Genomic DNA, 12,882 nt, shown 5'->3' on the forward strand with positions numbered 1-12,882 from the left:
AGCTCTTCAAATCAACAAGTGTTTTTCAACAGAATTCGCCCCTTCTGCGTTGTGAATGCTGTTTCGTCACGGCGACATGCGCGCCTTAGAATTCCTGAGAATGTACTGTGACGCCTTTAGTATGGGCAACTCTGCGACGACGGATGGGAGCAGGAGCAAGATCACCCCGAAGGAGCCTAAAAACATCCAGTCGACGCCATTAATTTCGAAACCGAACGGGAGGTCGAAGGCCAAGGCGATGTTCTGCATCATGAAATAAATCGTCGCGCAGAAATAAACTTCGTCACGGACCTTTAGAAAAAGCTGTCCGAGCGGTGAATAGTTCCGCTTTCTGAAGTCCTGGCTTTCTCTTCTCAACGATTTCCAGAAATTTTGATCCTTCGTTTTTTGGCTTATCGGACGGGATGAGAGGTCCGCGGCTGCAAATCCAAGCTCTGCGGCTAACTGATCGCTCGCCAACGGATCGATCTTGAATGCTTGGATGATCGCAAGCCGAGTCCTTTGAGGAAGCTCACGCTCTCCACGCTCGTAGCGACGTAGTGCGCGGTCTGACAAACCGATGACCGCAGCGAAATGTGGCTGGCTCATGCCGGTAGATGTACGAAGTGCCAATAGATTGGCCGCACCTATCTGTCTAGCAATCGATTCGTAATGTTTGTCCGAGTTGGCCAAAGCCCTTGATCCAAAGATTGAGCCTTAAAAGGCGACTCAGGAACCTTAACTGAGAAAGTGTCTCAGTGGTCAATAATTTAAGGTAAGTGGACCAATTGGTCCGCGCGGACCAATTGGTCCGGATAATTTTTTGTTTTAATGCAGTGACTTGAGAGGTTGACTGCTTCGGGTGGAGTTCCTTAGCTGGGGTGTGAATTCGGCTCATTTTACACTCATACAATCTGGAGGTCGCCCCTTGCGCACCCCGACAAAGGCAGATCTGGACGCCCATGAGCGTCTGAAAGCGGAACTCAGGATTCGTGGAACCTCACTGGCGCAGATCTCGCGCGATCTTGGGGTCAGCGACTCCGCGCTGACATTGGTCGGCAAGCGGATGTGCCGATCTCAGCGCATTGAAAAAGCACTGGCTTTGGCCGTGGGCGCATCGCCGGAGGATTTGTTTCCCGACTTCCAAGAGGAAGGAGTAATCATGGCCTAGAAAAAGCAAAAGACCTCGGAGTTACAGCTCCAGAGGCCCTTTAGGTGTATCAAGTTGTAGCACGATACACCTCATTCATGACTCAACTTTCGGCCCCGGTCAAGCGTGCAGTGGTTTCTGTGGGCCGGGGCCTCTTGTCTCAATGAAAGAGGAACCCGTTGTACCGAGAGGCATGCCTTCGGTGCAGGGTAAATATGCCAATGTATGATGATGATTTCGAGGGACCTTATGTCCCGCCGGAGCGAACACGCGCGACGCGGATGTTTCCGGCACGATCTCGAGCAAGCGGACGCGGGTTCGTGATCGCGAAACTGCGTGCAGGAACGGCTTGGCGGCAGCTCATCTTTGAAAGCGACCTTGAGCGGAAATGCCTCTTGGTGCTGCTGTCGCAGAGAACTGTCGTCAATATCTGGGATCAGCCACCGCAGATCACCTATCGAAACCAGGTGGGCAAGGCCACATCTCACACCTTCGACTTTCTTGTCACGTTAGAAGACGGGAAAAAGATCGCGATCGCCGTCAAGCCGGGTGCGTTGGCTGAACGAAATGGGTTCGACCGAGAGTTTGCGCTGATCAAGGCACAGACTGCGAAGCAGTTCGCCGACGACGCGCTACTCGTGATGGACAGTAGCCTCTCCGCGGCGGAAGTGCGCAATGCAGAGTTGCTTCATATGTTCCGGCAGGCTGAGGATGTCGAAGCTGACTTAGTGGTTCAGCAGATACTTCGAGGCATGAACTGTGAAACGTCTCTGGGGCAGGTCGTCGCCGCGACCGGCCTACAGGGGCGGGCATTCCGTGCAGGCTTCAAGGCGGTTTTCGACGGGATCGCCATGACGAACCTGTCCCTTCCCGTGACCGAGGCCAGCATGCTCTCAATGCCGGAGGTGCGCTAATGGCAGTCAGGCTACGTATCAACAAATCAGATGCGCTGGTCGCTGGCAGCACCGTGCATGTGGTCTGTGCCATCTCGGATAGCACGCTGGAATTGCGTCCTTTGGATGGTAGCTCGGAACTTCTTTGTTTCAGCCACGCCGATGTCAAGCGCATGATTGATGAGTGTCAGGCATCCATTGAGTACGGGTATTTTTCTGGTGCGCAAGCTGCCCGCCGAGCCTTGGCGGGCAGCGCGCTTATCAGCCGGATGGGCGCAGCCGAAAAGGCTCAGATTTTCCGCAAGCAGGTTTACGTTGAGTGCTTTCTCGATGCGGAAGCAGATGGTGAAGTAAGCCGTTCCAATGACCGCTGCGCCGCATTCCTCCCTGAATTGGGTAAGCGCGTCGAGGCCAAGATTCTGGAGCAGATACGCCTTGGCAAGGATGGGGCAGAGCTTGGAAAGCTCCTCGCCATGAAGCATCCGGGCCGGACAGCTCTTATGGCCTGGGTGCGGGAGTGGCAGAAAACACATGATCCCATGTGTTTCGTCAAGAAAAGCCGGTTCAACGGCGTTAATGCCAAGCGGGTCTCGCCTCAGGTCGAGAGTGCCATACAAACGGCAATCAAGACATATCTGCATCCAGGCCGCGTCCATATTCCGCACATCGCGGATGAGGCAAATCGAGTTATTCGAGAATTAAACAAGTCGCTTGTGTTCAGCGGTCAACTGCCGGAGCGGGAGGTTTCTGAAAACACGGTACGACGACGCATTGCAGATCTCGATCAGTTCGAGGTCTGCGCGGCCCGAGAAGGGGTAGCAGTGGCTAAGAACAAGTTGGGACCTTACGGTCAGGGCCTTGAGATCGAAGCACCTTTGCAGCGCATCGAAATGGACGAGTGGCTGATCGACCTCATCGCCCTGCTGGAGGAATCTGGAGTCGACGTTAGCGACCCGAAGTTCGATGAACTTCGGAAAGGGCGCTTCTGGGTCTGCGTCGCCATCGACGCGGCGACGAGAGTAATCTTGGCCATAAAGATGAGCAGAACAGAGTCTGCCGTCGAGACAGCATTGGCAACCTTATGGTTGGCTATGCGGAACAAGAGCGAGATATCGAAACAGCTTGGGTGCAAGAAGGAGTGGAGCGAGCACGGTCACATTTTCAACGTGGCCGTGGATAACGGAAGTTCGTTTGTTAACGCGGACTTCAAGGCCGCGCTCACGGACCTTGGGATCGGGTATGAAGTGCTGCCAGCCGGCGTGCCCAAGCTGCGTGGCCGCATTGAACGCGTCTTTCGTACATTCGGCACCGAGCTAATGCAGTTTCTGACCGGCAGAACATTTAGCAATCCGCAAGAACGCGGCGACTATCCTTCTGACAAATATGTGGTTCATACCGCGGACAGCATCGTAGAGGTGCTGGTCCGTTTCGTCGTCGATATCTACCACCATCGAGAGCATCGTGGCTTGGAGTATGCTACGCCCGCCGATACCTGGGACCGGTTAATGGGGTTCTACGGACATAGCCCTGCCAAGTCACCCCATGTCTTGCGCCATTTCCTTGGTATTCCTCTGAAACGTCAGCTTGGTCGGCACGGCGTGCTGGTCTGTGGCATTGCCTACACCAGTCGCAATCTTGCAACCTTTTTCCAGCGTCGCGGTGCGCAACAGATCGATCTACGCATGGACCCTGAGGACATGGGATACGTCTCTGCATGGTTCGACGATGCATGGCATACAATCCCGGCTGGCTTGCCGAATGCGCGTGGTAGTTCGCTCGCCGTTTGGGAGGCGATGATCCGGGAACTGCGACGGTCTAACAAGGCTGCCGCACGCCTCCATATCGAAATCGTCGACGCGGCACTCGAGCGCATCAAGCAAATCGATGATCACCAACGCGCATGGCGCCAGATTGGTCCACTTACCGTTTCCGCGAAAGATATTCGCAGAGCAGAGCACGAAAGCTTCTACGGCCTGAGTTTCGGAGTCGTCCCCGGCGAGGTCAGAGAGAAACCTTCTGTTGTAGGGACGGCAAGCCTGACCGGCAGGCTCTCCGAAATTGCTACATCAGAGGGGACAAGCATCGAGGGCTCATCCCCGGTTGACGATGCCCCTGGCCAGCCCGAGTTGCCCGAAGATCCCCAACCCGAATGGAAGTTCAGCGATGAAGGTGAACAATAGTAACCCTGAAGTCCGCCAGGTCATTCAAGACATTCGGGCCGCTTATGTCCCGACCATGGCCTATGATCGCCTCGACGAATATTTCGACCAACTGCTCGAACAACGGCGCGCGGACCTCGACGAGGGCATCGTATCCGACCTCAGAGGCATCGTCCTTGTCGGTCGTTCAGGGGCGGGGAAGACGACGGCGATCCAAGAGTTGAGGCGGCGTTACCAGAACCGACTGGTCTGTGATGGCCCGGACGGCATCAACGAGATGGTTGGCCTCAAGGTGCCATCTCCAGCCACGATGAAGTTCGTGGCGACGGCGGCGCTCCATGCTGCGGGTTACCCGCTTGTCCGCGATCGGTCGGCGGCAGTTATCTGGGGGCTCGTGAAACAGCAGTTTAAGTTGCGGAAAACCCTCTTCATGCACATGGACGAGGCGCAGGATCTGGCTCAGCATCAGACCGACAAGGAACGGCAGGCTATCGTCAATACGCTTAAGTCCCTGATGGAAAATAGTCAGTGGCCGGTTGGCCTGCTTTTGACTGGAATGCCGGGCCTCAAATCAATCATCAATCAGGATGCACAGTTAGCACGTCGGATGTACCCGATAGAAATCGAACGCCTGTCGCAATTCGCGGGGCAGGATCAGGTCCTTGGCCTCGTGGCGCGCTACTGTGACAGGGCGAAGGTGCAGTGCGATGATGATGTGAGAACGACCGAGTTCGCTTCGAGGCTGATGCACGCGGCAGATTATGAGTTTGGACTCTTGGCGCAGTTCATCGTCGAAGCGCTGACACGCGCGCTTCGCTCTGATGGCTTGGAAGCAAGCCTTTGCAAACGCCACTTTTCGGAGGTCTACTTCATGCGAACCGCGGCCATGCCGGGGCTCAACCCGTTTCTTGCTGAGGACTTCACTCGGATCAATCCGCGGCAGTGCTTTGATGACGGGGGTGATGATGCGTGACGCTGAGATACATGAACGACAACTCGGGTTGACTGTTGCGCCCTTTGCCGGTGAAACCCCGGCAAGCATCGTTTCGCGGATCGCGGCGAGAAACGCGATCTCTCCTCGGAACCTATGCTCGGATTTGGGGCTGAGGTGGCCGTTCCTCTGCTCTGGATATCCAGAGCAGTTGTCCGGACTCGCCGATGTAGCAGGGCTCAAGCTCGCGAACCTGAAGCAATGGAATCCGGAAAAGATCGGGATCGGACGCTACCGGGTCGGGCTGACCCGAAGCAGCACTGGTGTCTTTCGACGCACGGCGACGCGGGTCTGTCCAGTCTGTATCGAACAGGCGTTAGAAAAAGACGGACGCCATGGTGCACATCAGCTTCTGGAATGGAACGTCATGTGTTTGCACGGCTGTGAACACCACAAGGTGCCTCTTGTTGAGCTCCCTCGTGCTGGAACCTCACACGAAACCTACGACGTCGTCGCTCAGATTGCCCGGTACAGCGACGCTGTGAAAAAGGCTGCAGATGCGGGCCCGAAAATTGCTCCTACCGCATTCGAGGTGTACGTGAGGCAGAGGATCAACCATGGTCCGCGGCGCGATTGGCTAGGCGAGCTAGAGCTTAGTCAATTGCATGGCGCTTGCTTGAGTCTTGGAGCCGCGATCTGTGGATCGCCCCTTTCAAGTCCTGAAACTACCAATTCCGATCTAGAACGTGAGTTCTGCGCGGAGGGGCTTAGCGTTCTATCCGCTGGTCCAGACAGTTTGATGATGTGCATGGAGGGGCTGAAATCTCGACCCGGCGCTCGGCGTTCTTATTTCTCGACAGACCTTGGGCCATTTTATTCCTGGATACGAGCCGCGCATGGTGACGCGGAGGTCAAGTCCATCGTTGATAGCGTCCATGCGTTTGCAGTCCGAAACTACACGATGAAACCCAAGAAGCGCGTGTTGGGTAGGCCGGTGCCAGCCGTTCAACGCATGTCATTTGAAACGGCCCGTGAACAGTCGGGGCTTAGTGTGGGGTTCCTTAAGCGGCTGATCAGTCACGTTGATAATCTCTCTGAGGCACCGTCCGCAGCGCTGACGGAAACAACGCCTGATCAGTTGTCCAGGGCGATTAATTTCTGGGGTGGGCTGCGAAATCTCAAATCCACGGCAGTAGCACTGAATGTGCTTCCGACGCAGGTGAAGGGGCTGATCGAAAGGGGGATGTTGCGCTCGATCCGGTTTGGAACCGCGCTGCGCTATGTCCTCGCTGAGGATGTGGACCGGCTTTTAGCAGAAGTGGCTGCCTTGCCTGAGCTGCCCGATGTCGGGGCCTTCCTTCCGCTTCGTGATCATTGCCAAAATCAGCGCATTGGACTGGTTCGTCTGATCACTCTCTGGCGGGAGGGCAAGGTCGGCGGTTTTGTCCGGGGGGCAGACGCGATAGGACTTCAGGCGATTTATGTGCCGCAAGATGTGGACGTTGGTGTGCGCGACACCCCGACCGCCACGCGAGACCTTACGCCGCTGGAAACCGCAGCCTACCTGAAAATAGGGGTCGGAGCCATTCGGGCGCTGCGGGATGCGGGTTACCTTGGTCACGCGAAACGCCTCAACGCAGATACCAATCATCGTCATTCCCTGATAACCCAATCCAGTATTCGGGAATTTGAGACGCGTTTTCTCACGCTTGGACAGCTTGCCGCGTCGGCGCGGGTTGCCCCAATACATTTGGCGCGGCGGCTGGATAGGGAAGGGGTCCCGACAGTCACCTGCCGTGGCCGACACGTTCGCGTCTACGAGCGATCGCAAGTTGCAGAGCATGAGGTTGTCGCAAGGAGCATCAGCAATGGATGATGAAGTCGAACGCTTGAAGTCTCTGCTGTTGCGGATGGCCGAGGTGAACGTGTCGTCTGATGTGTACAATGACCACCTAAGGGCGGTGTTGCTTCGCGTACTCTACCGCTTGAAGGTCAAAGAAGACCTGCGCAAGCGTCTGCGGTCACTTCAGGAGCAGGTTGGACGCATGAGGCCACCAGATCCAGACTTTGACATGAAACGCTTCATGGATGAAAGTTGGGAGTAGTGGCGGGAGGTCATTTTGTTGCTAACTAGCTACGTCCGTCTGGCGAGGAAAATGGATCTCTCGGCCGGGCACAATGATAGATATGTAAATTTCGGCCCCAAAATGCCGTTCAGGAAGCGCGCAGCAGTTGACCGCTCCCAGCCCCTCCACGACCTTCGAGCCTCGGAACAGGCGCTGGCACAAAAGGGCGTATTCTGTTGAAAAACTCCCATACAGCGCGTTGATCCTAAAGTGGGCAGAACAAAATTCTGATTTACCCAAAGCTCAACGGCGCCACAGGGCTGCAATGAGCTCGTCGGGGAACGATTTCCCACTTTTTCAAAATTTGCAGATGCAGCAAAGAGTTTTTGGGCGGATTGCTGACATTCGCTGCTTAGTAGATGAGCGTCAGCTGTACGGGATCTGCGTCCGCTGCCAAATAGCACCACCGAAGCTAGCCCAAGCTGTGAGGCCGAACTGAGCATCGCGGGGATCTGACCACCTTGGTACGACCTGAGCAACACAGCGGACGCTGACTTCCATCCAAATCGCTTTTATAGTGCGGAGGCCTCGAAGCGTCGGCATTATCTCCTTGCGAGACGCAAATAAATGACGAAGTCTCGCTTCCATCTAGTCCTCAAGTTGCTATCATCGGGATGAGTTAGATAGGCGGCGTTATATGTACCTTAAGAAAATTTCCATACGAAACTTTCGGCGATTGAAAGACGTTGACATTGATTTCGAAGAAAAAGAAACTGTCTTTGTAGGTCCAAACAATAGCGGCAAGACATCCGCCACCGCTGCGATTAGGAGCTTTCTAGGTAGCCGCGACTTCAAAATTCACGATTTCTCGCTTTGCTCCCTGACGGCCATCAATACATACGCCCCTACTGCTCCGATCCCCCATCCAAGTATCCAGCTTGATCTTTGGTTTCATATTGATCCTGATACAGTTGAGTTTGGAACAGTTTTTGCGCTAGCCACTGACCTCTCGGGTGACTTTACGGAAATCGGTATTCGATGCTCCTTGGAGGTCGAGGATGCGGCCGAGCTTTGGACCAAGTATGATCAGGCATTCCCCGTCCAAGACGACGGGCAACGCAAGAGGAAGCTGGTAGATTTCCTGGCGCTAGAGGGAAATCTTAAGGCACACTTCAAGACCCGATACTACTCCCTTGAGAACAGCGGTGCGGGCGCTATCCCTACGCCTCTTGATCCAAACGAGGGGAGAAAGACGCTTCGATCATTGCTTCGTGTCGACTTCGTCGATGCACAGCGGAACATCGACGACGAAAACGCCACCCGCAGCAATAAGCTCTCGGAGGCATTTGCTGCCTACTACCAGCGGAATTTGGAGCAAGCCGAAGCCGCTGAAGAAGCAGTCGCGGTGATCGAAGAGAACAACCAAAAACTGACGGCACACTATCATCAGCATTTTCAGCCCCTGATGGGCATCATCGCTGACTTGGGACTGCCCTCGCACAACGATCGAGCGATGAAGATCGTATCCACGCTCAGCTCGGAAGTTGCTCTGCGCGGCAGCACCGAACTCTTCTATGTAGACGCCACATCCAGCCATGAGTTGCCAGAGGCCTATAACGGTCTCGGTTTCAAGAATCTGGTCTTCATGGCCATTCAGATCGACAACTTTTACAAGCAGTGGCGTGCAACCGACGAAAATCGTCCGCTTTGCCAGATGATCTTTGTCGAAGAGCCGGAAGTTCATCTGCATGCCCAAGTGCAGCAAACCTTTATCAAGCAAATGTGGAAGGTACTTACACAAGGTGCTGGCGACGAAGAGCCGCGTCCGCAACTCACTGTCACAACCCATTCGTCCCATGTGTTGGATGCGGTGGACTTCTCAAAAATTCGCTACTTCCGCCGCGTCGATTTGGATGATGAAGGCAATGGCAACACCTACCCAGGGTCGATCGTCAAAAGTCTGAAGGAATTCCGACCCGACGCAATCAATGTTGGCGATCTTGAGGTCGGTGTGCATGAGGCGCTGGCATTTCTAAAAAAGTATCTTCGGCTGACGCATTGTGACCTGTTCTTCGCCGACGCTGCAATTTTAGTCGAGGGGGCAGTTGAGAAATTACTGTTGCCAAAGATGATCGATCTGGCGGCAAGCGGATTGAACACGAAGTACATCACCATTCTTGAAGTTGGTGGCGCATACAGTATGCGCTTTGCAAAGCTTTTAGAGTTTCTGGGCATTCCGTATTTGGTCATCACGGATATTGACTCCGTCGATCCAGCCAACAGTCGAAAAGGATGTAAGGCAACGGATGCAGGAGCCGTGACATCGAACGCTTCCATAAAGTACTTCTTCGATGGTAGCGATCTTGTCTCCGATTTGACGGCCAAGGCTGATGCCGATCATATCCAAGCAGACAATATGCGCTTCGTCTCTTACCAAAAAGCGGTTGTGATCGAGTACGGAGGAGCTCCTCAAAATTTTCACGGCAGGACGCTTGAAGAAGCTTTTGTCTATGAGAATCATGGACTTTTTTCCAGTGGCGCGCTGTCGATCGGAAAGGAAATACCTGCTGACGCGGCAGAGTTTCATCAGGTAGTATGGGAACGGATAAAGAGCTCTACATTTAAGAAGACTGAATTTGCCATGGATGTTTTGGCGCTTGATCCGCACGTTGAAGGCGCTGCGCCTTGGGCGGTTCCGGAATACATCGCAGTCGGTTTGCGCTGGCTCGAAGGTCGTGTAGGCGATCAGCCGGCTGCAGGAGAGTTGAATGCCTGACCTACAGCCAACTGAAGCAGATATCCAAATTGCCCAGTGCATCGGTGAGGAGACATCATTCGCGGTGATAGCTGGTGCTGGCTCTGGCAAGACCACGTCATTGATCGAAGCCCTCAAGAAAATTCGCGAAACACAAGGACGTCAGCTGCGAGAGCGTGGCCAGAATGTGGTTTGCATCACCTATACCAATCGGGCTGTGGATGTGATTTCCTCACGTTTGGGATTTGACGAACTTTATACAGTTACGACCCTGCATGGGTTTCTTTGGGGTGAGGTATCTAGGTTTCAAACTCCTCTAAGAGAGGTATTGGCCGAACACGTTATTCCTGCCCATATCGAGAAGGCTCAACTAAACGACAATGGGGGAAGTTCGAAAAAGGCGATTTCTGCACGGAAGAAAATTGAACGTTTGCGCGCTGAGCTCGGGGAGCTTGTCGGGAATAATCCGCCAGTAAAATACGAAGAGACGACGGTAAGCGATTACTCGAAATGCGTACTCAACCATGATGACATCATAGATGTCGCCTCGCACCTAATCTCAACGAAGCCGATTCTTCAAAAAGGTCTTGGCTTTAAATACCCCTATATTTTCGTAGACGAAGCGCAAGACACTTTTCCGCAGGTGATGACTGCGCTGAATTCTATTTGCGCCAGGGAAGGTCTCCCGATCATAGGGTATTTCGGCGACCCTATGCAACAAATCTATGACAAGCGTGCGGGAGACTTTACCGGACCAAAAGGCTCAGTGACAATCGCAAAGCAAGAAAATTTCCGCTGCTCGGTCTCGGTCATCAATCTTCTCAATAAATTTAGGGACGATGTTGAACAATTCCCGGCAGGTAAGAACGCGGATGTCGAGGGTAGTGTTGAAATCACTATTGCTCAGGCCCCCGATCCTGAGGGACCCAGAAAAACATACACGTCAGAGCAGCTTGATCAGGTGTCCGGCATGTTTCACCAAGCGCTGGAAAATTGGGAGTGGCAGGATATCCCGTCTGTGAAGAAGCTGTTCTTGGCTCGGCAAATGATTGCAAGGCGGCTTAACTTTTCGACGCTCCATAGACTTTTTACTGGTGTTTACTCCTCGTCTCGATCGCAATCCGACTACGAAGATGGGACACACTATCTTCTAAAGCCTTTTGTCGAAGTAATTTATCCTCTTGTATTGGCCTCGACCAAAGGTGACCCAAAACGCGTTCTTGAAGTCTTGCGCCAAAAAAGTCCTGCGTTTTCTCCAGGTGGCGTCAACAAGGGGAAATCTCTTAAGGAAATGATCGGTCGTGCCGACGGGGTTTCCCAGAAGTTGGCTGAGTTGTGGGGTGGGGCGACAACCAAGGATATTCTCAAATATTGCGAAGACAGCAGCTTGTTACCGATTTCGGATCGCCTTTCTTCGCAGCTAGGACGTAATGCGCGCGAAGGTTTCGATGCCGAGAATGAGGACCATCAGCGCGACAAGGGAGACTGGCTGGTTGATGAATTCTTCAAAATGGATTGCAGCGAAATCGGCCCGTATGCTGAATTTCTCGATGAAAACTCCCCCTTCAGTACTCAGCATGGATCCAAGGGCGAAGAGTACCCAAACGTTTTGGTGATGATTGACGACATCGAAGCGTCTTGGAATACTTACAGCTTTGGGAAGACGCTTACTCCTGGCACCGCTGGCGACCCTACTGAGCGTCAAGCTGAGCTAACCCGAAAATTGGCCTATGTTTGTTTTTCTCGTGCAGAGGAAAACTTGCGTATCCTCTTCTTCTCCCTAAAGCCGAAAGATGCCGGGCAGGAGTTGATTGATCGAGGTTTATTCAAAGAGGAGCAGATTTCTTACATTGATTAAACGGCGCGGAATGCGAATTAATTTCTTTGCTTAACTATTTAGGGCGAGGTGCTGCAGGTGTTCAACGACTACGGCTCAGCTGTGAAGTTCGACTTCCTCGCTGGTATGGGAAAGTGTTCGGCCTCGGGGCCAGCCGTGTCTGCATGGTAGTTGGGATGGGCCGCTGCTCGTGTCCCGAATGATGGCTATGGGCTATAGCGGTCATCTGCCGCGCCTGGCGTGAAGGTCAGCTCTGGGCCGATGCAAGCCTTCGAATTGTGGGTGACGACTTGCACTGGAATGCATCTTCGCGCAGTCTCACACGATGGAACTAATTTATCCAATCAACTTCGTAGGCCACGATGAGTGGATGTACAGTGGGTACGATCCGCGCCTGTCGCAAGGCGAGGTCATTACTCGCGACGGTGAAATCATCGGCGCTTGGTGTGTCGTAGGCTATGATCCAGAGGATGAGTATTCTACCGGGCAGTTTGAATTTACGGCTATTGGGGAAGACGCTGTGAAGTTCACGGAAGGCTTTGCAATGCTTGATGTGCGAATGAGCCGGGGCTTTGCTTTGTCAACGCTGATAAGAACCATTAGGGAATGGTACGAATCCAACAATACCGAAATCTCCTAACGACGCTTCATTGGTAAGAATGTCAGATAAGCAGGCTGCATTCGTAGATTTTCGGGTATTTAGCTAACGGCAGGTTTGGGCGGGAAGCGTCAGGAGACGTGATGGCAGACTGCTCGGGAACCACGCTCGCTCCCCTGTACATAGCGACCCTTCTTGCGCCTTGGTGCCGAAGGTCCGGTTGGGTCAGAAATGCTTGGCATTTGGGTCGGAATTGCATGGCACGGCCCATTGAGAAGATTCAGAAAATTCGTCGGGAAGAGTCGGAAATGTGCGGCATTCGACAATTCTTGTTGAACGTCACGCGAACCTGACCCAACCGTCACAGTTGGACCAAAAACGGGTTGTGAGGGCTTCAATGTAATGTCCGTCGTCATATAAAATGGGGCATCAGAGCGGCTTGAGTATTGGAGGCTCTGGCTCGTTTGTGTGATTGATTATGCGGCTTGTTTCTGATGTTGCAAGCGGCGTTGTT

10 protein-coding genes are annotated in these 12,882 nt (G+C 53.6%); 9 read left to right on the forward strand and 1 reads right to left on the reverse strand.

Annotated features, from left to right (window positions below; translation table 11 throughout):
* Positions 1-66: 66 nt before the first annotated feature.
* Entirely contained in the window at positions 67-672 is a 606-nt protein-coding gene (locus tag KO497_RS01785) for a helix-turn-helix domain-containing protein (protein WP_215942253.1), read from the reverse strand.
* Positions 673-907: 235 nt separating this feature from the next.
* On the opposite strand from KO497_RS01785, the gene KO497_RS01790 reads away from it, so the two are divergent.
* From KO497_RS01790 to KO497_RS01830, 9 genes are all read left to right on the forward strand, one after another.
* Positions 908-1,150 (forward strand): helix-turn-helix domain-containing protein, encoded by a 243-nt coding sequence (locus KO497_RS01790; protein ID WP_065322577.1) that lies wholly within the window; start codon positions 908-910, stop codon positions 1,148-1,150.
* 200 nt (positions 1,151-1,350) lie between these two features.
* Positions 1,351-2,043, forward strand: a complete 693-nt coding sequence (locus KO497_RS01795) for a TnsA endonuclease N-terminal domain-containing protein (RefSeq protein ID WP_215942254.1) — start codon at positions 1,351-1,353, stop codon at positions 2,041-2,043.
* Positions 2,043-4,202, forward strand: coding sequence for a Mu transposase C-terminal domain-containing protein (locus tag KO497_RS01800; protein WP_215942255.1), 2,160 nt, complete (start codon positions 2,043-2,045; stop codon positions 4,200-4,202). The genes KO497_RS01795 and KO497_RS01800 overlap by 1 nt, the downstream gene beginning before the upstream one ends.
* Complete coding sequence (locus tag KO497_RS01805; protein ID WP_215942256.1) at positions 4,186-5,154, forward strand: ATP-binding protein; 969 nt, start codon at positions 4,186-4,188, stop codon at positions 5,152-5,154. Before KO497_RS01800 ends, KO497_RS01805 begins: the two co-directional genes overlap by 17 nt.
* The gene (locus tag KO497_RS01810; protein WP_252729468.1) at positions 5,147-6,988 is read left to right on the forward strand and encodes a TniQ family protein; all 1,842 of its coding nucleotides are present in this window, start codon (positions 5,147-5,149) and stop codon (positions 6,986-6,988) included. The genes KO497_RS01805 and KO497_RS01810 overlap by 8 nt, the downstream gene beginning before the upstream one ends.
* The gene (locus tag KO497_RS01815; protein WP_215942258.1) at positions 6,981-7,217 is read left to right on the forward strand and encodes a hypothetical protein; all 237 of its coding nucleotides are present in this window, start codon (positions 6,981-6,983) and stop codon (positions 7,215-7,217) included. The genes KO497_RS01810 and KO497_RS01815 overlap by 8 nt, the downstream gene beginning before the upstream one ends.
* Positions 7,218-7,875: 658 nt before the next feature.
* Complete coding sequence (locus KO497_RS01820; RefSeq protein WP_215942259.1) at positions 7,876-9,954, forward strand: ATP-dependent nuclease; 2,079 nt, start codon at positions 7,876-7,878, stop codon at positions 9,952-9,954.
* The gene (locus tag KO497_RS01825; protein WP_215942260.1) at positions 9,947-11,791 is read left to right on the forward strand and encodes a UvrD-helicase domain-containing protein; all 1,845 of its coding nucleotides are present in this window, start codon (positions 9,947-9,949) and stop codon (positions 11,789-11,791) included. Before KO497_RS01820 ends, KO497_RS01825 begins: the two co-directional genes overlap by 8 nt.
* A gap of 304 nt (positions 11,792-12,095) precedes the next feature.
* On the forward strand, positions 12,096-12,410 hold the full coding sequence (locus tag KO497_RS01830) for a hypothetical protein (RefSeq protein WP_215942261.1): 315 nt from the start codon (positions 12,096-12,098) through the stop codon (positions 12,408-12,410).
* The last annotated feature ends 472 nt before the right edge of the window (positions 12,411-12,882 follow it).

The sequence above is a fragment of the Pacificibacter marinus genome, assembly GCF_018860665.1.
Taxonomy (GTDB): Bacteria; Pseudomonadota; Alphaproteobacteria; order Rhodobacterales; family Rhodobacteraceae; genus Celeribacter; species Celeribacter marinus_A.

Excerpts from the sequence above, each read along its gene's own strand:
- KO497_RS01795 (WP_215942254.1), top strand. The coding sequence starts at position 1,351 with ATGTATGATGATGATTTCGAGGGACCTTATGTCCCGCCGGAGCGAACA.
- KO497_RS01800 (WP_215942255.1), top strand. The coding sequence starts at position 2,043 with ATGGCAGTCAGGCTACGTATCAACAAATCAGATGCGCTGGTCGCTGGC.
- KO497_RS01805 (WP_215942256.1), top strand. The coding sequence starts at position 4,186 with ATGAAGGTGAACAATAGTAACCCTGAAGTCCGCCAGGTCATTCAAGAC.
- KO497_RS01810 (WP_252729468.1), top strand. The coding sequence starts at position 5,147 with ATGCGTGACGCTGAGATACATGAACGACAACTCGGGTTGACTGTTGCG.
- KO497_RS01815 (WP_215942258.1), top strand. The coding sequence starts at position 6,981 with ATGGATGATGAAGTCGAACGCTTGAAGTCTCTGCTGTTGCGGATGGCC.
- KO497_RS01820 (WP_215942259.1), top strand. The coding sequence starts at position 7,876 with ATGTACCTTAAGAAAATTTCCATACGAAACTTTCGGCGATTGAAAGAC.
- KO497_RS01825 (WP_215942260.1), top strand. The coding sequence starts at position 9,947 with ATGCCTGACCTACAGCCAACTGAAGCAGATATCCAAATTGCCCAGTGC.
- KO497_RS01830 (WP_215942261.1), top strand. The coding sequence starts at position 12,096 with ATGGAACTAATTTATCCAATCAACTTCGTAGGCCACGATGAGTGGATG.